We start from the raw sequence: 22,340 nt of genomic DNA, 5'->3' as shown, positions 1-22,340 counted from the left end.
TGATCACATCTAGGTTCCTAGGATGCCCTAGAGGGTGTGTCGGCGCCACCCGAACACGCACACGAAAAGGCCGGGCCCGGACATCCGTCCGGGCCCGGCCGAGGCAGGGGAGAGGCGCTACCAGGAACCGGCGGTCGGGCCGGCCGACCCGCCACGGCGGCGCAGGTACTTCTCGAACTCCTGAGCGATCTCGTCACCGGTCAGCGGGGTGATGCCCGCGTCGCCGACCCGTTCCTCCAGCTCGCGGACGTACTCGCCGAGCTCCGCGTCCTGCTCGGCGGCGCTGCGCACCCGCTGCTCCCACTCGGCGGCCTCCTCGGCCAGGTCGGCCATCGGCACCGGCAGATCCAGCACCTCCTCGACCCGGTGCAGCAGCGCCAGGGTGGCCTTGGGGCAGGGCGGGTTGTTGGCGTAGTGCGGCACGTGCACCCAGAAGGAGACGGCGTCGACCTCGGCGCGGCTGCAGGCGTCGTGCAGCACGCCGACGATGCCGGTCGGGCCGTCGTAGCGGGTGGGGGTGAGCTGGTAGCGCTCGGCGGCCTGCGCGTCGGAGGCGCTGCCGCTGATCGGCAGCGGCCGGGTGTAGGGCACGTCGGCCAGCAACGCGCCGAGCAGCACCACCCGCTCGACCTCCAGGCTGTGGCAGATCTCCAGCACCTGCTCGCAGAAGGTGCGCCACCGCATGCTCGGCTCGATGCCGCGGATCAGCACCACGTCGCGTTCGGTGCCCTCGGGGCTGGCCACCATGAAGCGGGTGGTCGGCCACTCGACCCGGCGGGTCTCGCCCTCGGCCATGGTGATGGTCGGACGGCTGACCTGGAAGTCGTAGAAGTCCTCCGGGTCGAGCTCGGTGACCTGCCGGGCCTGCCAGACCTGCTCCAGGTGCTCGACGGCGGCGGTGGACGCGTCCGCGGCGTCGTTCCAGCCCTCGAACGCGGCGATGGCCACCGGGGAACGCAGCACCGGCAGCCCGTCGAACTCGGTCACGCCGTCACCTCACCCTGCTCGTGGCGGGCGGCGGCGGGGTCGAGCCCGGTCGTCCGCCCCTGGTGCACGGTGGCGTCCCTGTTCTCCTTCACGTCCGTCAGCCTACGTGCCGGGCCGGGATGCGGCCCGTCGGCCGCGCCGTTCAGACGCCCGGACAACCGGGGCACCGACGGCGCAACCGGACAACGTGATCCCGCTGACACAATGTGGGACGCCGGGCGGGAGGCGGTCGCTGCGGCCAAGGTCGCACTAACCTGAAGCCGTGCGGACTTCGTTGCTCGACGTGCTGGCCGATCGGATCCTCATCGCCGACGGGGCGATGGGCACCATGTTGCAGGCCGCCGACCTGACTCTCGACGACTTCGACGGGTTGGAGGGCTGCAACGAGATCCTCAACGTCACCCGCCCCGACGTGGTGCGCGGCGTGCACGACGCCTACCTGGCCGCCGGCGCGGACTGCGTGGAGACCAACACCTTCGGCGCCAACCTGGCCAACCTCGGCGAGTACGACATCCCGCACCGCATCCGGGAGCTCTCCGAGGCGGGCGCCCGGATCGCCCGGGAGGCCGCCGACGCAGCCGCCACGACGCAGCGGCCCCGGTTCGTGCTCGGCTCCATCGGGCCGGGCACCAAGCTGCCCACCCTGGGCCACGCCGCCTACGCCACCCTTCGCGACGCCTACCAGGAGAACGCCGCCGGCCTGATCGTCGGCGGGACGGACGCGCTGATCATCGAGACCTGCCAGGACCTGCTCCAGGTCAAGGCGGCGGTGGTCGGGTCGAAGCGGGCGATGGCCGAGCTGGGTCAGTCGGTGCCGATCATCTGCCACGTCGCCGTCGAGACCACCGGCACCATGCTGGTGGGCAGCGAGATCGGCGCGGCGCTGGCGGCCATCGAGCCGCTCGGGGTCGACCTGATCGGGCTGAACTGCTCGACCGGCCCGGCGGAGATGAGCGAGCACCTGCGCTACCTGTCGCAGCACTCCCGGATCCCGCTGTCGGTGATGCCCAACGCCGGCCTGCCCGTGCTGACCGCGGACGGGGCCTACTTCCCGCTCACCCCGGTCGAGTTGGCCGACGCGCTGGAGCGGTTCATCACCGAGTACGGCGTGGGCCTGGTCGGCGGCTGTTGCGGCACCACCCCCGAGCACATCCAGGTGCTGGCCGAGCGACTGCACGGGGTCACCGCGGCGGCGCGTGAGCCGCGGCACGAGGCCGGCGTCTCGTCGGTCTACCACCCGGTGCCGTTCGCCCAGGACGCCTCGGTGCTGATGGTGGGGGAGCGGACCAACGCCAACGGCTCCAAGGCGTTCCGCGAGGCCATGCTCGCCGAGGACTGGCGGGCCTGCGTCGAGATCGCCCGCAGCCAGGCGCGCGACGGCTCGCACCTGCTCGACCTGTGCGTCGACTACGTCGGCCGCGACGGCACCCTCGACATGCGGGAGCTGGCCGGCCGGTTCGCCACCGCGTCGACGCTGCCGATCATGCTGGACTCCACCGAGCCCGCGGTGGTCGAGGCCGGGCTGGAGATGCTCGGCGGCCGGTGCGTGGTCAACTCGGTGAACTTCGAGGACGGCGACGGCCCCGACTCCCGCTACGCCCGGGTGATGCCGGTGGTCAAGGAGCACGGCGCGGCGGTGGTGGCGCTGCTCATCGACGAGGAGGGCCAGGCCCGGACCAAGGACTGGAAGGTCCGCGTCGCGGCCCGGTTGATCGACGACCTGACCGGCCGGTGGGGGCTTGACCGCTCCGACATCCTGATCGACGCGCTGACCTTCCCGATCGCGACCGGCCAGGAGGAGACCCGCCGCGACGGCATCGAGACGATCGAGGCGATTCGGGAGATCGCGCGGCGCTACCCGGGGGTCAACTTCACCCTCGGCATCTCGAACGTGTCGTTCGGGCTGAACCCGGCGGCCCGCCAGGTGCTCAACTCGGTCTTCCTGCACGAGTGCGTGCAGGCCGGCCTGACCTCGGCGATCGTGCACGCCAGCAAGATCCTGCCGATGTCGAAGATCCCCGACGAGCAGCGGGAGGCGGCCCTCGACCTGGTCTACGACCGGCGCCGCGAGGGCTACGACCCGGTGCAGCACTTCATCGAGATCTTCGAGGGGGTCGACGCCGCGTCGGCGCGGGCCGGCCGGGCCGAGGAGTTGGCCGCGCTGCCGCTGGACGAGCGGCTCAAGCGGCGGATCATCGACGGCGAGCGCAACGGCCTGGAGGCCGACCTCGACGCGGCAATGGCCGGGGGTCGCAGCCCGTTGTCGATCATCAACGACATCCTGCTCGACGGGATGAAGGTGGTCGGTGAGCTGTTCGGCTCCGGGCAGATGCAGCTGCCGTTCGTGCTCCAGTCCGCCGAGGTGATGAAGACCGCGGTGGCCTACCTGGAGCCGCACATGGAGACCGCGGAGGACGGCGGCAAGGGTCGTATCGTCCTGGCCACTGTGCGCGGCGACGTGCACGACATCGGCAAGAACCTGGTCGACATCATCCTGTCCAACAACGGCTACGAGGTGGTGAACATCGGCATCAAGCAGCCGATCAACGCCATCCTGGAGGCCGCCGAGGAGCACCGCGCCGACGCGATCGGGATGTCCGGCCTGCTGGTCAAGAGCACGGTCATCATGAAGGAGAACCTCGCCGAGATGGCCTCGCGCGGGGTCGCGGAGCGCTGGCCGGTGCTGCTGGGCGGCGCGGCGCTGACCCGGGCGTACGTCGAGGACGACCTGCGGTCGATGTTCCCCGGGCAGGTGCACTACGCGCGCGACGCGTTCGAGGGACTGTCGCTGATGGACCGGGTGATGACCGCCAAGCGCGGCGGCGCGCCGGTGGTCGACCCGGAGCGGGAGGCGGCGCTGGCGGCCCGGCGGGCGCGGCGCGAGCGGCAGCGGGCGGTGGTCACCGAATCGTTGCCGGAGCTGCACGACTCCTCCGTCCGCTCGGACGTGGCCGGTGACGTGGAGGTGCCCACCCCGCCGTTCTTCGGCACGCGGGTGGTCAAGGGCGTGCCGCTGGCCGACTACGCGGCGCTGCTGGACGAGCGGGCCACCTTCCTCGGGCAGTGGGGTCTGCGCGGCTCCCGGGGCGGTCAGGGACCGTCCTACGAGGAGCTGGTGGAGACCGAGGGCCGGCCGCGGCTGCGCTACTGGCTGGACCGGCTGATCTCCGACCAGGTGCTCGAGGCGGCCGTGGTCTACGGCTACTTCCCCGCCTACAGCGAGGGCAACGACCTGGTGGTGCTGGACGAGAACGGGCACACCGAGCGGGCCCGGTTCTCCTTCCCCCGGCAGCGGCAGGAGCGCCGGCTGTGCCTGGCCGACTTCTTCCGCCCGCGCGGCGAGCAGCTGGACGTGGTGGCGTTGCAGCTGGTCACCGTCGGCCAGCCGGTCAGCGAGTACGCGGCGAAGCTCTTCGCCCGCAACGAGTACCGCGACTACCTGGAGGTGCACGGGCTCTCCGTGCAGCTCACCGAGGCCCTCGCGGAGTACTGGCACCGGCGGATCCGCGCCGAGCTGACCCTGCCCGGCGGCCGTACGATCGCGCAGGACGACCCGGCGGACCTGGCCGGCCTGCTGCGCAACGACTACCGGGGCTGCCGGTACGCGTTCGGCTACCCGGCCTGCCCCGATCTGGAGGACCGGGCGAAGATCGTGGATCTGCTCGGGTCGGAGCGGATCGGGGTGGAGCTGTCCGAGGAGTTCCAGCTGATGCCGGAGCAGGCCACCGACGCCATCGTGGTCCACCACCCGGAGGCGAGCTACTTCAACGCCAAGTGATCACCGCGGGTGCCCTGACCTTCACCGCAACCCCCTCTGACGGCCGCTGGACCATGATCATGCCGTCTCCGGACCATCACCGGCTCCGTTGCTGGAGCTGCTACAGGTGCGGGTCGGTGGCTATGGGACAGTCCTGAGTGTGCGGTTGGATGAGCTGCCGGACTGGTTGCCGGCTTGGTGTCTTGACCATCTGGGCGGCTATCCCGCCGGTGTGCTGTTCCAGTCGCGACAGGTCTCGATGGTGTTCGGTCTGCGGTTGGTCGGTGGCAGGGACGTCGTGGTCAAGGCGCGCGCCGACGGCGGCCGGGCCTCGGCGTGTGTCGCGGCACAGGCCCGGCTGGCCGAGCGCGGGTTTGTGTGTGCCCGGCCGCTCACGCCGGTGGTCGATGTCGGTGCACTGGCCGTGCACGCCGAGGAGTTCCGCCCCGGAGGCGAGGTGTTGCACGGGGACTGCCCGGACATTGCTGTGCGCTGCGCGGAGGTGTTCGCCCGGCTGATGGGCGAACTTGCCGGCGTGCGCGTCGCGCCGCCGCTGCCGAATCCGCCCTGGGTACGGTGGGACCACACCGATTCCGGGGTGTGGCCCGCGATCGACTTTCTCGACAGCCGGGACCAGAGTGTCGTGTCCGCGCGCATTGTCGAGACGGCTGAGCGGGCCCGGGGGCGGCTGCTGGCCGCCGGCTTGCCGTGCGTGCTCGGCCACGCCGACTTCGAGGCGCAGAACCTGCGGTGGCATGGCTGGCAGGTGTGGGCGGTGCACGACTGGGACAGCCTGGCGTGGCAGCCGGAGGCGGCGCTGGTGGGAGCGGCGAGCGGGTCGTTCGCCAGTTCCGGGCCGCCCACGCTGGCGCCGATCGAAAGCTCCGAGGCGTTCCTGGTGGCTTATCAACACATTCGCCGGCGCCTGTTCACGGCCGTCGAACTGGAGATCGCATGGGCGGCCAGCTTGTGGATGGCTGCGTACAACGCCCGGGAGATGGCACTGTGCGGTGGCACCCCGGCGGGCGCCGAAGCGCTGCGGGCGCAGGCAGCCGAACGCCTCCGCCGGGCTAATGCGTAGCTACTAAACCAGCACATGCACGACAGTCGGCGAGGATTGCCCTAGCAGATCAGGCAGAACGGGTGGCCGGCCGGGTCGGTGAAGACCCTGAACCGCTCGCCGCCGACATCAATACGGGACGCGCCCAACTCCAGTGCCCGGGCCTCGCCGGCGTCGAGGTCGTCGACAAGTAGGTCGAGGTGGGCCTGCTGCGGGTACGCCGGGTCCGGCCACCGGGGCGGGTTGTAGTCGCTGATCCGCTGAAACATCACGTTCTTGCCGCCAGCGGAGATGAGCGCGCCCTCAGGCCCGTCGTAGGTGACGTGCATGCCGGTGAGGTCGGCGTAGAAGCGGGCCAGGGCTGACGCGTCGGCAGCGTCGAAGGTCACCGCAAACAGGGTCATCACCGGGCCGACGCCGTCGGCCTGGCACAGGTCGAACGGGTGACCGGCCGGGTCAGCCAGCGTGATCCAGGTCGGCCCGTCCGCCAGTCGCGTCGCGCCAAGGGCCACCGCCCGTCCGGCCGCCGTCTCGGGATCGTCGACTTGCAGGTCGAGGTGGACCTGCTGCGGGTGCTCTTGCCCGGGCCACCGTGGCGCGACGTGGTCCGGTGCGCGCTGGAACTCGATCTCCTGGCCGTCCGGAGTCCGGATGCCGAACCGGTCGGAATCGCTCCGGACGATGTCCCAACCGGTCAGCTCGGCGTAGAACGAACCGACCTTCTCGATGTCCGCCGCGTCGAATATGGCGAGGTCCAGGCGAGCTGTCACGGTCATGACCGCATCCTGCCTCAGCCCTGCGACAAGAAGGGCGCGCGACGCCGCTGCCGCTTGGATCGACCGGGAGGCCCTGCGGGTGCTTAGGGCGGCCAACGAGCTGGAGTCCCTACCGCCCGAGTGGTCGCCGCTGGCGCCGGTCGCGGTCGTTGAGCTGGAAGAACAGCCGCTTCATCCACCAGCCGGGAGAGTGTCGCTGCACGCCGATCGGCACGCCGCGCACCTCCTCGGTAAGCGATCGGCTATGGCTAATCGGCGGCTTATTAGCGGATTAAGTCCGCCATAACCGGCGCCCGAGTGTCAGTCGGCGCCGATACTGTTCACCGCGCGGAAGGTCGGGGTCCGAGGGACTTCTGCACCCGGCCGCCCGAGGCAGTGGAACGCCGAGGGCAACGACCCCGGGCCTTCCGTCCAAACCTCGGTCCGCGTCCGGGTCGCGGCCCGCTGCCGGCGCCGCCCGTTTCCTCCACAACGGGCGGCGCCCGGCCTTTACCGGATCCGTTTCGCGGCGTACGCCTTACGCCGGCGCGGCTTCACGGCGGCGGCGATCGGGTCTTGGCACGTGAGCTGTTCAGGCCTAGGGTCAGTGCAATGCCACACGTTACTAGTGGTGCTAATTGCGCGGAGCAACCCTATTCGTCCGCGCACCATCAGGCGGGCGGCGTGCGCAGCGCAGCGGGACGTGGTCCCGGTTTGCGGCGGTACGCGCATCACCGGCACGCGGGCGTCCGCGAGGACGACCGGGTCTTCGCTCGGCTGACCGAGTTGGTCCGCGAGGTGGGCGGCGGTGTCACCGAGGCCTGGGGACCCGACCGGGACCCGTCCGGCCAGGAAGGAGTTCCCGTTGCGTGACGGCAGGCCGCCGAAGCTGTCCGAGATCGCGTCGTTCACGGCGTACATGAACACGGGCTGGGGTGTTTCCGACCGCACCCCGCCGGTCGTGCCGGGCGCCGCCGAGGCGGCCGCCGATCACCGGGCCCGGCTGGCCGAGGCGCTTCCCGGCCGGACCATCGTGCTGGCGTCGGGGCAGGCCCCCGTGCGCAGCAACGACACGACGTACGACTTCCGTCCGGACAGCGACTTCTTCTGGCTGACCGGCTGCGCCGTCGAGAACGCCGCCGTGGTGCTGCGCGGCGCTGCCGCCACGCTCTATCTGCCGCCCCCCGCCCGACCTGGCGACCCCGGTTTCTTCACCGATGCCCGCCACGGTGAGCTGTGGGTCGGTGCGGCGCCCGCGCCGGCCGACTGGGCGCGGGCGCTGGGCATCGACGTCCGGCCGCTCGCGGAGCTCACCGAGGAGGTGACCCGCGACGATGAGGTTGGGCGGACCCTCGCTGAGCTGCGCATGTACAAGGACGAGTGGGAGATCGGGCAGCTCCGGGAGGCGGTGGACCGCACGGTCGAGGGTTTCGCCGCGGTTGCCCGGGAGATCCCGACCGCGGTGGCGGGCCCGGAGAGCGGTGGCTGCAGGGCACCTTCGACCGGTACGCCCGGGCGTACGGCAACGGCCCCGGCTACACCACGATCGTCGGCAGCGGCCGGCACGCGCCCACCCTGCACTGGGTGCGCTGTGACGGCCCGGTGCTGCCCGACGAGGTGCTCCTGCTCGACATGGGCGTCGAGGTCAGGAGCCATTACACGGCCGACGTCACCCGCACGCTGCCCGCGTCCGGGCGGTTCTCTCCCGTCCAGCGGCAGGTGCACGACCTGGTGGAGCAGGCCCACCGGGCGGGGCTGGCGGCGGTCGGCCCGGGCAGCCGGTTCACCGACTTCCACCATGCCGCGATGGAGGTGATCGCGCGGGGGCTGGCGGATTGGGGCCTGTTGCCCGTCTCGGTGGACGAGGCGCTGTCCGACACCGGGCAGCAGCACCGGCGCTATCTGGTGTGCGGCATCGGCCATCATCTGGGGCTGGACGTGCACGACTGCGGACGTGCCTCGGAGGAGGCGTACCAGGGTGCGGTGATGGCGCCCGGCATGGTGCTCACGGTCGAGCCCGGGCTGTACTTCCACGCACACGACCTGACCGTGCCTCCCGAGCTGCGCGGGATCGGCGTGCGCATCGAGGATGACCTCCTGGTCACGCCGGACGGCGTGGAGGTGCTGTCCCGCGCGTTGCCGATCGAGGCCGACGGTCTGGAGAAGTGGATGGCAGCCACCCGATCCATGTGACATTGCACTACCCGATCGCCCGAGGAGCCAGGATGACCACCTCCGCACAGCCATGGCGCGGCGTACACGTCGCGACGGCGCTTCCCCTGCACGATGACCTCTCCGTCGACTACGACGCCTACGCCGAGCACGTCCGGTTCCTCGCGGCCGCCGGCTGCGACGGGGTGACGCCCAACGGCTCGCTCGGCGAGTACCAGACGCTGACCGGCGAGGAGCGGGCGCGCGTCGTCGAGACGGCCGTCCAGGCCGCCCCCGCCGGATTCGGCGTCATGCCCGGCGTCGCCGCGTACGGCGCGCTCGAGGCCCGCCGCTGGGCCGAGCAGGCCGCCGCGGCCGGAGCCACCTCCGTACTCCTGCTGCCGCCGAACGCCTACCGCGCCGACCGCCGGGCGGTCGTTGCCCACTACCGCGAGGTCGCGCGGGCCGGACTGCCGGTCGTCGCCTACAACAACCCGATCGACACCAAGGTCGACCTGACTCCCGCGCTGCTCGCCGAGCTGTTCGGAGAGGGTCTGGTCGTCGGTGTGAAGGAGTTCACCGGCGACGTCCGCCGGGCCTACGAGATCAGCGAGCTGGCGCCCGGCCTGGACCTCCTGGTCGGCGCCGATGACGTGCTGCTCGAACTGGGCGTCGCCGGGGCCGTCGGCTGGATCGCCGGCTACCCGAACGCGATCCCGGAGAGCACCGTGGAGCTTTACCGGCTGGTCACCTCCGGCGACCCCGCCGACATCGCCAAGGCGGTGCCGATCTACCGCGACCTGCACCCCCTGCTGCGCTGGGACTCCCGGACCGAGTTCGTCCAGGCGATCAAGCTGTCGATGGACGTCTGCGGCCGCGCGGGCGGAGCCTGTCGTCCACCGCGCCTGCCGCTGCCGGACGAGGTGGCGGCCAGGATCACCGGCGACACCGAAGCCGTCCTGGCCAAGGGGTACAAGTGAGGTCCCGCCGCACGTTCCACGCCGTCGACTCGCACACCGAGGGCATGCCCACCCGGGTCGTTGTCGGCGGCATGGGGACGATTCCCGGGGCCACCATGGCCGAGCGCCGGCTCTGGTTCATGCAGCACAGCGACGACATCCGCACGTTGCTGATGTACGAGCCGCGCGGTCACGCCGCGATGAGCGGGGCGATCCTGCAGCCGCCGACGCGTCCCGACGCGGACTACGGCGTGCTGTTCATCGAGGTCTCCGGGCTGCTGCCGATGTGCGGCCACGGCACGATCGGGGTCGCCACGGTCCTCGTCGAGACCGGGATGGTGCCCGTCGTCGAGCCGGTGACCACGATCCGGCTCGACACCCCCGCCGGGCTGGTCGTCGCGTCCGTGAACGTGAGGAACGGCGTGGCCGAGTCGGTCACCATCCAGAACGTCCCGTCGTTCGTGCACGCGCTGGACCGGAAGCTCGAGGTGCCGGGCTTCGGCCAGGTCGGCTACGACATGGCGTTCGGCGGGAACTTCTACGCGATCGTCGAGCTTGCGGATCTGGGACTGCCCTTCGACCGCTCCCGCGCCGGCGACCTGCTGGCCGCCGGTCTGGCGATCATGGATGCGGTGAACGAGCAGGACCGGCCGGTTCACCCCGAGCGCGACGACATCAACGGCTGCCACCACGTCTATCTGAAGGCCCCCGGCTCGACGGCCCAGTTGTCGCGGCACGCCATGGCCATCCACCCCGGCTGGTTCGACCGATCGCCGTGCGGCACGGGTACGAGCGCGCGCATGGCGCAGCTGCACGCGCGGGGCGAGCTGGGCATCGGCGAAGATTTCGTCAACGAGTCGTTCATCGGCACCCGCTTCACCGGGCGGCTGCTCGGTGAGACCACGGTCGGGTCGCACCCGGCGGTGCTGCCGTCGATCACCGGCCGGGCGTGGGTCACCGCCACCGCACAGTTCCACCTCGATCCCACGGATCCGTTTCCCGCGGGGTTCCTGCTGTGAGTCCGACGCCCGTGCCGGATCTGCCCGGCATCGGTCGCCGGGAGAACCTGCGCGACCGGATCCGGGAGGCCCTGCGCGCCGGGATCATCTCCGGCAAGCTGGAGCCCGGCGTGGTCTACTCGGCTCCGGCGTTGGGCGCGCAGCTCGGCGTCTCGGCGACGCCGGTGCGGGAGGCCATGCTCGACCTGGTGAAGGCAGGCCTGGTCGTCGCCCACCCGAACAAGGGCTTCCGGATCACGGAGATGTCCGAGGAGGACCTCGACAATCTGGCCGCCGTGCGGCTGCTCATCGAGCCGCCCACCGTGCGCGACGCCGTGGCGGTGATCCCGAAGGAGGACTTTCTCGAGCTGCGGGCCCGCGCGCAGGCCATCGTGGACGCGGCGGAGAGCGGCAACCTGCTCGGCTACATCGAGGCCGACCACGTGTTCCATCTGACTCTGCTCGCCTACAGCGGCAACCGCTTCCTGGTGGATGTCGTGTCCGACCTGCGCTCGCGGACCCGGCTGCTCGGGCTGACCCCGCTGCTGGAGAGCGGCAGGCTGGGCAGCTCGGCTGCCGAACACCACGAACTCCTGGACTTCGTCGAAGCCCGCGACGCGTCCGGGGCCGAGCTGCTGATGCGCCGCCACATCGGCCACGTACGGGGCCTGTGGGCCGGCGGCGCCGAGCGAAGCGCAGCGGTGAGATGAGCGTGGACCTCGTGGTCGTCGGGGCGGGCGTGGTGGGTGCGGCCAGCGCGTACTTCTCGGCCCTGGCGGGGCTGCGGGTGCTCGTCGTCGAACGCGGCGCGATCGCCGGCGGCACCTCCAGCGCGGGCGAGGGCAACCTGCTGGTGTCCGACAAGGAGGCCGGCCCCGAACTCGACCTGGCGCTGTACTCGCAGCGGATCTGGCGCGAGGACCTGGCGGAACACGGCGACCTGTGGGAGTTCGAGTCCAAGGGCGGCCTGGTCGTCGCGGCGTCGGAGCAGAGCCTCGCCTCGCTGCGCGCGCTCACCGTGCACCAGCGCCGGTGCGGGGTCGAGGTCCGCGACGTCGCGCCGGGCGAGTTGCGCGACTACGAGTCGCACCTGTCCCCGGGACTCGCCGGAGGCGCCCACTATCCGCAGGACGCCCAGGTCCAGCCGATGCTTCTCGCGGCCCACCTGCTGCGGCTGGCCCGCGAGCACGGGGCCGAGGTGCGTACGAACACCGAGGTGACGGGCTTCCTGCGCGCCGGCGACCGGGTGAGCGGCGTGCGAACCCCCGGCGGCGACATCCCCGCCGGCGCGGTGCTCAACGCCGCCGGCACGTGGGCCGGCGCGGTCGCGGGCCTCGCCGGGGTATCCGTCCCCGTGCTGCCCCGGCGCGGCTTCATCCTGGTCACCCAGCCGATGCCACCGCGCACGATCCGCCACAAGGTGTACGCCGCCGAGTACGTCGGTGACGTGGCCAGCTCCGACGCGGCCCTGCAGACCTCACCGGTCGTCGAGGGAACCGCCGGCGGCACCATCCTCATCGGCGCGTCGCGCGAGCGCGTCGGCTTCGACCGGACCGTGTCCGTCACCGCGATCAGCACGCTCGCGGCCAAGGCGATCGCGCTGTTCCCGATGCTGCGGCAGGTCCGTGCGATGCGCACCTATTTCGGCTTCCGCCCGTACTGCCCCGATCACCTACCCGTTCTCGGTCCCGACCCGCGTGCGCCCGGCCTGTGGCACGCGTGCGGCCACGAGGGCGCCGGCATCGGCCTGTCCGCCGGGACCGGCAAGCTGATCGCCCAGGCGCTCCTAGGGCAGCGGACCGAGCTCGACCTCACGCCGTTCGCCCCGGACCGGTTCGCCGACGCCGAGGAGGCGGCCCGATGACCCACCGGTTGACCTTCCGCGGCACCGAGGTTGCGGCCGAGCCGGGCCAGAGCGTCGCCGCCGCACTGGTCGCCGCCGGCATTCTCGGCTGGCGCACCACCCGCCGGGGCGGCAGACCCCGGGGACTTTTCTGCGGCATCGGCGTCTGCTTCGACTGCCTGCTCACCGTCGACGGCGTCCCCGACCAGCGCGCCTGCCTGGTCACGGCCGCGGACGGCATGACCCTCGGCGACGACGCCGACTCACAGGATCCCGGCTCACCGGGGAAAGGCGGTGCCGCCCGTGCATGACGTCGCCGTGGTCGGCGCCGGCCCGGCCGGCCTCGCGGCCGCCGTCGAGGCGGCCGAGGCCGGGCTCGCCGTCGCCCTGCTCGACACCGCCGGGCAGCCCGGCGGACAGTACTGGCGGCACTACGACGAGACCCACGACCGCCCCGCCGATCGCGTCGGCCACCACGGCTGGCCGGTCTTCACCGGCCTGCGCAACCGCCTGGACGCCCTGCGCGCCGCCGGTCGGATCCGCTACCTCCCCGGCCATCAGGTCTGGCTCATCACCCGGGACGAGGGCGGCGCGTTCACCCTCCGGATGACGGCCACCGCCTCCACCTGCGCCGGCAGTGGCATCGACCGGAGCCTCCCCGCGCGGGCGCTGATCCTGTGCCCGGGAGGCTACGACCGGCAACTGCCCGTCCCCGGGTGGGACCTGCCCGGTGTGATGACCGCCGGGGGAGTACAGGCCCTACTCAAGGGGCATCGCACCACCGCCGGGCGGCGCGCGGTCGTCGCCGGCACCGGCCCGTTCCTGCTGCCCGTGGCCACCGGCCTCGCGCGGGCCGGCGTGACCGTCGCGGCCGTCGTCGAGGCCAACGCAACGCTCGGGTGGCTGCGCGACCCCGTCGGCGCGATGTCCGCGGCGGGCAAGGCCGTCGAGGCACTGCAGTACGCGGCGCTGATGGCCCGACACCGCATCCCGTACCGGACGAGGACCGTGGTCCGTGAGATCCTCGGTACCGACCGCGTCGAGGCGGTCCGGACCGTCCGGGTGGACACCGCCGGCCGCCCCGCCGGACCGGAGCAGGAGATCGCCGCCGACCTCGTGGCGCTCGGCTGGGGCTTCACCCCCTCGCTCGAACTGCCGCTCATGCTCGGCGCCGAGACGGTGCAGGACACCGACGGGTCCCTCGTCGTGGCCGTCGACGCCCGTCAGCGCAGCAGCGTCGGCGGGCTGTACGTCGCCGGCGAGGCGACCGGGGTAGGCGGGGCGACCCTGGCCGTCCACGAGGGACGGCTGAGCGCGCTCGCCCTCGCCGCCGCACTGGGCCGCCCGGCCGATCCGGCCGCGACGAGGCGGTTGCGCGGCGCCGTGCGGCGGGGGCGGCGGTTCGCCGCCGCCATGCAACGGACCTACCCGGTGCCGGGCGCGTGGCCGCAGTGGCTGTCGGAGACGACGCTGGTGTGCCGCTGCGAGGAGGTCTCCTACGGCGACCTGCGCCGGGCGTACCACGACCTCGGCGCGCAGGACGCGCGCACGCTGAAGATGCTGGCCCGGCCGGGAATGGGCTGGTGCCAGGGACGCGTGTGCGGCTTCGCCACCGCCGCGATCGCGGCCCGGCTGAGCGGACGTGCGACCACGGCCGACGACTTGAGACCGCTGGCCACCCGCAGCCTCGCCGTGCCGGTGCCCCTCGGCGAACTCGCCGACCTGGCCGACGACACGACGCCCGCCGAGACGCTGCAACACCCGACGAGAGAACGAGGACGAGACGGTGAGTGACGTACTGAGCATCGATCCGCGTACCGGACAGACGCGGGCCCGCGTCGCGACGGAGTCGACGGCGGCGGACGTGGACCGGGCGGTGCGCGCGGCCGCCGCGGCCGGCGCGGCACTCCGCGACCACGCCGCGCGGGCGGACCTGCTGCGCACGGCCGCCGCCCTCCTGCAGAAGAGCGGCGAGGAGATCGTGGCGACCGCCGACGCGGAGACGGCGCTCGGCAGCGTACGGCTCACCGGCGAACTGGCCCGCACGTGCTACCAGCTCTGCGTGTTCGCGGACGTGGTGGACGCCGGCGCGTACCTCGACGTGATCATCGACCACGCCGACCCGCAGGCGCAGCCCGCGCCCCGGCCCGACCTGCGACGCTACAAGGTGCCGCTCGGCGTGGTCGCGGTCTTCGCGGCCAGCAACTTTCCGCTGGCCTTCAGCGTGGCGGGCGGTGACACCGCGAGCGCCCTGGCCGCCGGATGCCCGGTCGTGGTCAAGGCGCACCCCGATCATCCGGCCACCTCCGCCCTGTGCGCCCGGATCCTGCGCTCGGCGGCGGTCGAGGTCGGGCTGCCCGAGGACGTCGTCGGCCTGGTCCATGGCTTCGACGCGGGTCCGGAACTCGTACGCCACCCGTTGACGGCGGCGGTCGGGTTCACCGGCTCGGTGCGCGGCGGCCGCGCGCTGTTCGACATCGCAGCCGCCCGGCCGCGGCCGATCCCGTTCCACGGCGAACTGGGCAGCCTCAACCCCGTGGTGGTGACCGCCCGGGCGGCCGAGACCAGGGCGCAGGAGATCGCGGCGGGACTCGCCGCCTCGTACACCCAGGGTCTGGGCCAGTTCTGCGTCAAGCCCGGCCTCGTCCTGCTCCCCGAGGGACCGGCGGGCGACGCGGTCGTCGGGGCGGTCGTCACGGCGGCGGTCCCGTCCGGGCCGTTGCTCGACCCGCGTATGCGCACGGCGTTCCTCGACGGCGTCCGCTCCCGCGTCGCCCTCCCCGGCGTAACGCAGCCGTTGGCAGCGGGGGAGGCCGGCGACGACGGGACGCCGCTGGCCGTACGGCCGGGTGTGTTGACGGTCGCGGCGGCGCGGCTCGCCGAGGGCGGGCCCTACGGGGAGCTGTTGGAGGAGTGCTTCGGACCGGTCACCGTGCTGGTCCGCTACGGCTCGACGGCCGAGCGGGACGCGCTGCTCGCCGGCCTGCCGGGCAACCTCACGGCGAACGTGCACCTGGCCGCCGACGAGCGGGACGGCGCAGCGGCGGAACTGGTCACCGCGCTGAGCGCGATCGCGGGACGGGTCGTCGTGGACGGCTGGCCCACGGGGGTGACGGTTTCCCCGGCCATGCAGCACGGCGGGCCCTACCCCGCCTCGACGAGCGGCTCGACCTCGGTGGGAAGCACCGCGATCGAGCGTTGGCTGCGCCCGGTCTGCTACCAGAGCACCCCGGACCCGCTGCTGCCCCCGGAGCTGCGGGAAGCCAACCCGCTCGGCCTGCCCCGCGTGGTCGATGGCGTGCACACGGCGCGGTAGACCGGCGTCCGGCCGAACGCGCCGTTATTGGCAGGTATGGCCTGCTGCTGTCACGGGTGGAGCTGCTCGAGGTTATGCCCGCAGCTAGCGGTCGCTATGGAACAGCCGACGGTGGCTGCCGTCAGCGCGAGGCCGGCACCGACGCCGAGGGCTGCCGCGCCCTTGGTGGACAGTCCAGTTCGCCACACGAACACGGCCGTCACTGCAGCGGCCAGGTGGTAGGGGCCGTTGCGGACGGGCCACGTCCGGATTATGGCTTGCACAGGCGTCGGGCTGAGAGCTTGACTGCTCGCCATGTGTTTCCCCCCACCGATCTTCGTTGCGGGTACGGGTCGTTCGGGAACGTCACGGATCGCCGACATCATCGGCGAACATCCGCTGATCCATCGGATTCCCATGGAGACCCGGTTTCTCATCGACCCGGGTGGCCTGCGGGACCTGGCCGACGCGCTCACCGATCGATACGACCCCACCGTCGGTGAGGACGCCCTGCACCGGCTGAGCGACTTGCTCACCGTACGAGTGCCCGGCCGGCGCGACGATCGCGGCAAAACCGTTCCCGAGCTGGTCGGCGAGCGGCGCTACCGGGACGCGGTGCAACAACTATGGCCGCAGTTGATCGCGTGCACATACGATGAGGCTGCGCCGGCGGAAGGCTTCGGCAACGCCGACCGGCCTGCCGGGCCGTTCGAGCCGCTGAGCCGCCGGCGGGTACTTCCCAGGTATTTCAGCGACCGGGGCGAACTGCTCGAAATCTTGCGGGGCCTGATCGACACCATGTTCGGCGGAGCAGCCGCCGACGCGGGCAAGCCGACCTGGTGCGAGAAGACACCGTTCAATCTGCTGTGCATGGAGTTCCTCTGGGAACTGGTCCCCGAAGCGACAATCGTGCACATCAAGCGTCACCCGGTCTCAGTGCTCGCATCCCACCTGGCCCAGCCATGGGCACCGTCCACCGTCGACGGCGCGCTGGCCTACCTCAAGCCGGTCTACCACCGATGGCTCACCTGGAAGAACACGGTCGACCTGACGGGCAGGCGATACATCGAGGTAAAAGCAGAAGATCTCGCGGCCGACTGGCCCGGGCAGCGCCGCGCCCTGTTCGAACGGCTCGGCGTCGACGACTTCGCCACCCCCTCAACGTTTCTGTCGCACAAGCTGACCAACCGCAACGACCAATTCGACGACGAGACCCGCGCGTTCATCGAAGACGCACTCGGCAAGGCCATCCCGGCGATGGGATATGAGTGACGGCTCTGGGCTCTCCACCTTGACGACGCCGCGTCACGCCCCTCGAACGCCCGGTAGACGCTGCTTCAGCCGAACCGCGTCGCAGGTGAGTCACCGCAGTGCTGTTGCGAGCTCGGCGGCGTTGTCGAACGCGGGTGCCGCCCTCTCGGATTCGTCCTCCCTGAGCGTGACGGACTGGGCGCGGGCCAGCATCTCGGCCGCAGTCTTTGGATCGTGCAGCACCATCGCGAGTTCGGCGCGGTAGACCAGGACCTCTACCTGCTCGACCGGGTCGTCGTCGGCTTGCGGGCGGGCCAAGGCGCTGTCGAGGATCCGAACGGCCTGTCCGACGCTTCCCCTGGAATCGGCCTGCACGACAGCATTCGCTAGGGCCTTGGCCAGCCGCCCGGCAGGCGTGGTGGCCGGCATGGGCGCGGTGGCGGCGTGCCGAAAGACGCGGATCCAGTTGCCGCCCGGGTCGATGACGCTGAACCCGCCCAACCCGTCGGCGTTCTTCCGCGCCCTGGGCCGGGTCATCCGCGGCGTTCCGGACACCAGTACCTTGCCGTACGCGGCGCGCATGCCGGCTGCGAATGCCCGGTGTAGTCCCTCGATGTCCGCGGTGAGTACGAGACAGGAGCCATAGGACTGCTCCGGGTCGAACCCGGGAATCTCGAAGAACTGTAGATGCAGGTCTTCCCGCTGCACCCCCACACACGCGTTGGGCTTGCGCTGCTTGTACGTGGTGCGGAAACCGAGAACTCCGTAGAAGGTCTCGATGTCGTCAATGGATGCGCACGGCAGCAGGGGAACGGTCACCTCGTTGGTCATGACTCCTTCCTAAGCGTCGCAGGGTCTCCATCGCACATGGAAACAGCCGATCATCGCCTTCGGCCATCCGATCGGCCGATGACCCAGAACCCAACGCCACGAGCCGAGCCATCGGCGGTGCCTTCCTGCCATACGGCTCATCAAGATCAGGCCCGGATCCGCCGCTGATCGCGCGTTGGCCGCGCCCGGCGCGGTGCGCCGTCATGCCGATGACAGTGTGTGTCGGTGTTGCCTTGGACGCATACGCGTCCAGGGCGTCGATGTAGCGCCGGTCAACTGGGGCAGCGAGGCTCGACCGCCGCGCCCCTTCGTTCGGCTCAAGGCCGCGGGATGCGTAGCTCACGAAGCGGATCGCCGCCGTCGATGAAGAGCCGAGCGTCTGCCTTGGTCGCCCCGGCGACATGGTGCAACACCCGCTGACCAGCCTCGGGGTGGCGCCCGTCGAGGGCGCCAACGCGGACGGCGAACACGATCTCGTATGGCTCTTCCTGGGTCTGCAGGACGAAGTCTTCGGCCGCAACGTGGCGGACACTCATGCGGCCGGACCTGATCTCGTCCACTGCGGCGGCCTCTGCCTGGGCGATCGCAGTGGCAGACCGGTCGATGGCCAAGATGTGGCCGGTGGTGAGTCGGGCCGCGACCGCTCGTGCGGCCGCCCCGGGCCCGCATCCGATTTCGAGGACGCGGGAGTGCGGCTGAAGGGGAAGCGCGTTCACGATCGCGGCAAGGCGATGCGACAGAGATCCCGGCACAGCCATAAGGGTAATTGACGACTCGCATACGGGTGCGCGGCAGCAAACACGATGATCGCGCGTCTATTCCCTCGCAGCCTTCTCTGCTGCCTCATGCAGTGTTCGAGGCGTCCGCATCTGGCAATGCGCGCGTTACGCAATGTCACGGCGTGCCGGTCGTCAAGTGCGGATCTGCCGAGATGTGCGCACCCGATCACGGCGGCAGCGATGGCGACGACAGCGCGTGCGGGCCGTGGGGCACCCGGTTACCGGGCTCGCCCTCGTGGCACCATGTTGCGCTATGGATCATCAGGGGCAGCTTCGTCGTGCAGCGCTCGCGTTGGGCATCCCGGACGACGAGGTCAGCCGGTTCATCCAGCACCTCCGTTTGTCGATCCGGTTGAGCGGAGGATCCAGCGGTGTTCCGGTCGGGCAGTTCGGTGGGTTGCCCCGGCTGCCGGTGGGCGTGGACTGGCCGTCCGACGGGGTCAGTCCGTTGCCGTTCATCTTCTCGGTCGACTGTGCGGCGCTGCCAAGAGTCGACGGCCTCGGCCTGCCGGCAGACGGCTCGCTGCTGTTCTTCCTGAACCACGAGCAGGCCGCTGCCACCGGGGAGCGGAGGTACGGGCGAGTCGTGTATGTGCCGGCCGGCACCGATACCGAGGTGGCGGCAGGATCCACCGACCACGCGTTCGTCGACAAGCAGTACGACCTCGGCGCCACGCTGCGCGCGGAGTTCCCCGATTGGTTCGGGGCGGACGAGGACGAGGACGACGAGGACGAGGACGAGGACGACCTGTCGCCCTTCCAGCAGCAGTTGGCCCGTGACCTCGAGCGTGACCTGCCGCACCTTGACGAACTCTGTGCTCTGGCCAACGATCTCTGGCCGCCTGACAGCGGGTACGCCAGCGCCTATATCGGCGGGTATGCCGACGAGGAGGTAATCAAGAGTATTGCGGAGCAGACCCTCGCGTGGCGCGAGAAGACCGGCGAGATCGTCATCCCGGTCGCGAAATGGTATTCCCATGTGGAGAAGGAGACGCACCGGCTGACGACTGAATGGGTGTCGCTCGCCCGCTTTCCCGTAGAAAACGAGTTCTATTACCGGAGTGACGGGAGTTTCGTGATCCGTCACGACGACCTGGCCGCTGGTCGGCTGGACGAGGCGCTTTCCGTGGCTGAGTTGATCCCATAGAGCACCGGCCGCCGGATACGGCCACGATCTGCGTTGCCGGCGATGCCGACGTCAGATGCTGGGCATCCGCTATTGCCGATGAGCGTGTACGGTCGCGCCGGTGTGACGGAACGCCGCCGATGGCCACGGGGGTGCTCTACCGGTTAGGTGGGCTGCGTGTCCCACCAGCGTGGAAGATCGACGCCCGGCGCTTCCGGGTTGGTGAAATGGAACGGCACAACGACATGCTGGGCGACAGCCTGCCCCTGCTCACTTGTGCGGGTGCCGACAACACCGCGCGGGCTATCGCCGCCAGAGTTTTCGTCAGACCATCGGGGCTTCCCAGGTGGTCAGGCAGAAGGGGTGGCCGGCCGGGTCAGCGTAGACGAAGCATTGTTTGCTATTGGGCTGGAAGTCGTATTTCGTTGCGCCGGCGGCGAGCACGCGAGCCTCGGCGGCGTCTCGGTCCTCGACCATGAAGTCAAGGTGCATCATGATCGACGAGGTGGGGTCGGGCCAGGTAGGGGGCGTGTATCCAGGCACGGTCTGGAAGTTGAGGCGCCCGGCCGGGCTCTGCACGCATGCCCATTCTTCGCCGATCTGCGTCATCGCCCCGCCCGTGATGTCGGCGTAGAACTCCGCCAAGCGGATGGCGTCCGAACTGTCCAGGGTGACTGCGCTGAGCCGTATCTTGTCGGACATGTCGCCTTCTTCTGGTCCAGGCCGCCAGTAGCCCACTGCCAGCATTGGCATGACGGATAGCACCTTATCGAAGTCGACAGAACCGGCACTCGAAGGTGCCTTCTCGCGAGCTCTCCCGGCGGACCACGGACCGATCGTCCGTCGCACGGCGGCTCACCGAGCACCTGACACGAAGAATCCACCGCATCCAGTGCGCTGTTCTGCCGCAGACTGAGCGCTACCCACCGTGACCGTCCTCATCAAGCGGGATTCGCGCAGTGCTCCTGGACCGGACACCGCGGGGGCCGCAAGCCACCATCGGCAGCCGGCAGACGTGCACGCACCGCGACGGCTCGTGGGCCCGCCGGGCTGACGCACTGCGACAGTGGCGATCGTCCGCCGCTCGACCTGGTTGTTCCTGGGGGCTGCGTGCTGGTTTGTGTTCGTCAAGGGCCTCGTCGGCAGGCTGCAGGCCCCGCTGCCGTTCTCGGCCCTCCTCGGCGCCGGCGCCGGCGACCCCCGAAGCCTCGTCATCTGCGGCTGGTGGCCCGTCGTCGGCAACCCGCGTCGGATGTCTCGACCTGGCCCGTCGGGGCATCCCAGCGGCTCTGGTACGAGTTGTGGGGGCCGATCGAACCTGGCCAGGGCTGGCTGTGTGCCTTGCGACGTTGAGTCGACCAGAGTGCGCAGTCACCATCTGCACTGGTTGACCGTTTGGCCGACATCGGGCGTGCAGGAGGTGGACCTTTCGTCGACCGCGCGACGGTATGAAGTGTCGAGGCTGAGCCGCCGAGCGCCAGCATGGCGAGCGGAAGGACAAGCCCTCTTCGCATTCCAGATCGCGCCCGGCGCTTCAGGCATGCCCCTAGTGTGGAAGGTGCGCGTCGAACAAGGTGCTAGGCCAATGCGAAGGCAATGGCCTCTGCCAAGGGCGCGCCTACGTCCCTGACGGGTGTCCGAGTAATCCGTGCACCCTCGGGCAGAAGGCGCTCCGGCTTGCGGCCGATGTATTACGGGGGAGTCAATGAGCGACACAACCGATGTGACCGTGGCCTTCGTCCATGGAGCTTTCGCCGATAGCACGAGCTGGAGTGCGGTGATCAAACGGCTGCAGAGCGCCGGCGTGCGCACGATTGCGATCTCCAACCCCCTTCGCGGGCTCAACGAGGACGCCGCGTACGTGGCCAGCGCCCTGAAACAGACACCGGGGCGGGTACTCGCCGTCGGTCACTCCTACGGAGGCGCCGTCATCACCAACGCCGTTCCCAACGTCGACAATGTCGTCGGCCTGGTCTACGTTGCCGCCTTCGCTCCTGACGAGGGCGAGACCCTCATGGACATTGAAGGCAACTCCAAGGACAGCGTGCTTACGTCCGCTCTGCTTCAACCGACCTACCCGACGGCGCAGGGCACCGAGGTCGAGTTCCGTATTGATCCGGCCAAGTTTCATGACGCGTTCGCCGGCGATATCCCTGAATCTGACGCCGCGGTCATGGCGGCGACCCAGCGCCACGTCTCCTCGCTGGGCTTTGTCACGCCTTCTGGGCCGCCCGCGTGGAAGAACCTGCCGGTTTGGGCGGTCGTAGCCACCGGGGACAAGGCCGCCGGCAGCGATGCCGTCCGTTCAATGGCCCAGCGGGCCAAGGCCACCATCACCGAGGTCGACGGCTCTCATGTGATCATGATCAGCCAGCCGCAGGTCGTCGCCGACGTCATCGGGCAGGCTCTCACGACACTGACACAGTGAACCTGCCCATGTCCTCACGCTGGCCGTGCCCAGCCGGAGCCGGGCCGATTTGAGCGGTCGCCTGTCCTGGATGATCACCAGAAATGTGCATAAGCCCCGCATGCGGGCAAGGTCATTAGG

General features: G+C 70.6%; 18 protein-coding genes and 1 pseudogene. 14 read left to right on the top strand and 5 right to left on the bottom strand.

The window, feature by feature from the left end:
* Positions 1-117 precede the first annotated feature (117 nt).
* Entirely contained in the window at positions 118-987 is an 870-nt protein-coding gene (locus ACIP9D_RS00475) for a PAC2 family protein (protein WP_350876985.1), read from the bottom strand.
* 262 nt (positions 988-1,249) lie between these two features.
* On the opposite strand from ACIP9D_RS00475, the gene metH reads away from it, so the two are divergent.
* Entirely contained in the window at positions 1,250-4,765 is a 3,516-nt protein-coding gene (metH, locus tag ACIP9D_RS00470) for a methionine synthase (RefSeq protein WP_350876983.1), read from the top strand.
* A 139-nt stretch (positions 4,766-4,904) separates the two neighbouring features.
* Positions 4,905-5,825, top strand: coding sequence for a hypothetical protein (locus ACIP9D_RS00465; protein WP_350876981.1), 921 nt, complete (start codon positions 4,905-4,907; stop codon positions 5,823-5,825).
* A gap of 41 nt (positions 5,826-5,866) precedes the next feature.
* Here ACIP9D_RS00465 and ACIP9D_RS00460 read toward each other — a convergent pair whose 3' ends face one another.
* A complete protein-coding gene (locus ACIP9D_RS00460) occupies positions 5,867-6,580 on the bottom strand; it encodes a VOC family protein (RefSeq protein WP_350876979.1) in 714 nt (237 codons plus the stop codon).
* An 898-nt stretch (positions 6,581-7,478) separates the two neighbouring features.
* Here ACIP9D_RS00460 and ACIP9D_RS00455 point away from each other — a divergent pair.
* The 10 genes and pseudogenes from ACIP9D_RS00455 to ACIP9D_RS00410 form a co-directional block, all read left to right on the top strand.
* Positions 7,479-7,823, top strand: a pseudogene (locus tag ACIP9D_RS00455) (aminopeptidase P N-terminal domain-containing protein); the annotation flags it as partial.
* A gap of 116 nt (positions 7,824-7,939) precedes the next feature.
* Positions 7,940-8,752 (top strand): M24 family metallopeptidase, encoded by an 813-nt coding sequence (locus tag ACIP9D_RS00450; RefSeq protein WP_350876977.1) that lies wholly within the window; start codon positions 7,940-7,942, stop codon positions 8,750-8,752.
* A 32-nt stretch (positions 8,753-8,784) separates the two neighbouring features.
* Complete coding sequence (locus ACIP9D_RS00445) at positions 8,785-9,690, top strand: dihydrodipicolinate synthase family protein (protein ID WP_350876975.1); 906 nt, start codon at positions 8,785-8,787, stop codon at positions 9,688-9,690.
* The gene (locus ACIP9D_RS00440) at positions 9,687-10,688 is read left to right on the top strand and encodes a proline racemase family protein (protein ID WP_350876973.1); all 1,002 of its coding nucleotides are present in this window, start codon (positions 9,687-9,689) and stop codon (positions 10,686-10,688) included. Before ACIP9D_RS00445 ends, ACIP9D_RS00440 begins: the two co-directional genes overlap by 4 nt.
* Positions 10,685-11,377 carry a GntR family transcriptional regulator gene (locus ACIP9D_RS00435; protein WP_350876971.1) on the top strand — a complete coding sequence of 231 codons (693 nt, stop codon included), beginning with the start codon at positions 10,685-10,687 and terminating at the stop codon, positions 11,375-11,377. The genes ACIP9D_RS00440 and ACIP9D_RS00435 overlap by 4 nt, the downstream gene beginning before the upstream one ends.
* Positions 11,374-12,531, top strand: coding sequence for an FAD-binding oxidoreductase (locus tag ACIP9D_RS00430; RefSeq protein ID WP_350876969.1), 1,158 nt, complete (start codon positions 11,374-11,376; stop codon positions 12,529-12,531). Before ACIP9D_RS00435 ends, ACIP9D_RS00430 begins: the two co-directional genes overlap by 4 nt.
* Entirely contained in the window at positions 12,528-12,821 is a 294-nt protein-coding gene (locus ACIP9D_RS00425; protein ID WP_350876967.1) for a (2Fe-2S)-binding protein, read from the top strand. Before ACIP9D_RS00430 ends, ACIP9D_RS00425 begins: the two co-directional genes overlap by 4 nt.
* Complete coding sequence (locus ACIP9D_RS00420; RefSeq protein WP_350876965.1) at positions 12,814-14,304, top strand: NAD(P)/FAD-dependent oxidoreductase; 1,491 nt, start codon at positions 12,814-12,816, stop codon at positions 14,302-14,304. The genes ACIP9D_RS00425 and ACIP9D_RS00420 overlap by 8 nt, the downstream gene beginning before the upstream one ends.
* Entirely contained in the window at positions 14,297-15,826 is a 1,530-nt protein-coding gene (locus ACIP9D_RS00415) for an aldehyde dehydrogenase (NADP(+)) (RefSeq protein WP_350876963.1), read from the top strand. Before ACIP9D_RS00420 ends, ACIP9D_RS00415 begins: the two co-directional genes overlap by 8 nt.
* 294 nt (positions 15,827-16,120) lie before the next feature.
* Positions 16,121-17,077, top strand: a complete 957-nt coding sequence (locus ACIP9D_RS00410; protein WP_350876962.1) for a sulfotransferase — start codon at positions 16,121-16,123, stop codon at positions 17,075-17,077.
* A 90-nt stretch (positions 17,078-17,167) separates the two neighbouring features.
* On the opposite strand, the gene ACIP9D_RS00405 is transcribed toward ACIP9D_RS00410, so the two are convergent.
* Together ACIP9D_RS00405 and ACIP9D_RS00400 are read right to left on the bottom strand one after the other, a co-directional pair.
* Positions 17,168-17,887 (bottom strand): VOC family protein, encoded by a 720-nt coding sequence (locus tag ACIP9D_RS00405; protein WP_350876961.1) that lies wholly within the window; start codon positions 17,885-17,887, stop codon positions 17,168-17,170.
* Between the two features lie 317 nt (positions 17,888-18,204).
* A complete protein-coding gene (locus ACIP9D_RS00400) occupies positions 18,205-18,639 on the bottom strand; it encodes a methyltransferase domain-containing protein (protein ID WP_350876959.1) in 435 nt (144 codons plus the stop codon).
* 280 nt (positions 18,640-18,919) lie between these two features.
* On the opposite strand from ACIP9D_RS00400, the gene ACIP9D_RS00395 reads away from it, so the two are divergent.
* Complete coding sequence (locus ACIP9D_RS00395) at positions 18,920-19,813, top strand: DUF1963 domain-containing protein (protein WP_350876958.1); 894 nt, start codon at positions 18,920-18,922, stop codon at positions 19,811-19,813.
* Positions 19,814-20,116: 303 nt separating this feature from the next.
* Here the strand turns inward: ACIP9D_RS00395 and ACIP9D_RS00390 are convergent, their stop codons facing one another.
* Entirely contained in the window at positions 20,117-20,494 is a 378-nt protein-coding gene (locus ACIP9D_RS00390; RefSeq protein ID WP_350876957.1) for a VOC family protein, read from the bottom strand.
* A gap of 1,003 nt (positions 20,495-21,497) precedes the next feature.
* Here ACIP9D_RS00390 and ACIP9D_RS00385 point away from each other — a divergent pair.
* Positions 21,498-22,220, top strand: coding sequence for an alpha/beta hydrolase (locus ACIP9D_RS00385; RefSeq protein ID WP_350876955.1), 723 nt, complete (start codon positions 21,498-21,500; stop codon positions 22,218-22,220).
* Positions 22,221-22,340 lie beyond the last annotated feature (120 nt).

The sequence above is a fragment of the Micromonospora sp. NPDC093243 genome (assembly GCF_044753725.1).
Taxonomy (GTDB): domain Bacteria; phylum Actinomycetota; class Actinomycetes; order Mycobacteriales; family Micromonosporaceae; genus Micromonospora.
The sequence above is the reverse complement of the archived record's forward strand: the minus strand, read 5'-3'. Positions and strand labels throughout refer to the sequence as shown.

Bases quoted from the DNA above. Each gene is read 5' to 3' on its own strand.
- ACIP9D_RS00390 (WP_350876957.1), bottom strand. From the start codon at position 20,494: ATGTCCGACAAGATACGGCTCAGCGCAGTCACCCTGGACAGTTCGGAC.
- ACIP9D_RS00395 (WP_350876958.1), top strand. From the start codon at position 18,920: ATGGATCATCAGGGGCAGCTTCGTCGTGCAGCGCTCGCGTTGGGCATC.
- ACIP9D_RS00385 (WP_350876955.1), top strand. From the start codon at position 21,498: ATGAGCGACACAACCGATGTGACCGTGGCCTTCGTCCATGGAGCTTTC.
- ACIP9D_RS00445 (WP_350876975.1), top strand. From the start codon at position 8,785: ATGACCACCTCCGCACAGCCATGGCGCGGCGTACACGTCGCGACGGCG.
- ACIP9D_RS00405 (WP_350876961.1), bottom strand. From the start codon at position 17,887: ATGACCAACGAGGTGACCGTTCCCCTGCTGCCGTGCGCATCCATTGAC.
- ACIP9D_RS00460 (WP_350876979.1), bottom strand. From the start codon at position 6,580: ATGACCGTGACAGCTCGCCTGGACCTCGCCATATTCGACGCGGCGGAC.
- ACIP9D_RS00430 (WP_350876969.1), top strand. From the start codon at position 11,374: ATGAGCGTGGACCTCGTGGTCGTCGGGGCGGGCGTGGTGGGTGCGGCC.
- ACIP9D_RS00425 (WP_350876967.1), top strand. From the start codon at position 12,528: ATGACCCACCGGTTGACCTTCCGCGGCACCGAGGTTGCGGCCGAGCCG.
- ACIP9D_RS00410 (WP_350876962.1), top strand. From the start codon at position 16,121: ATGTGTTTCCCCCCACCGATCTTCGTTGCGGGTACGGGTCGTTCGGGA.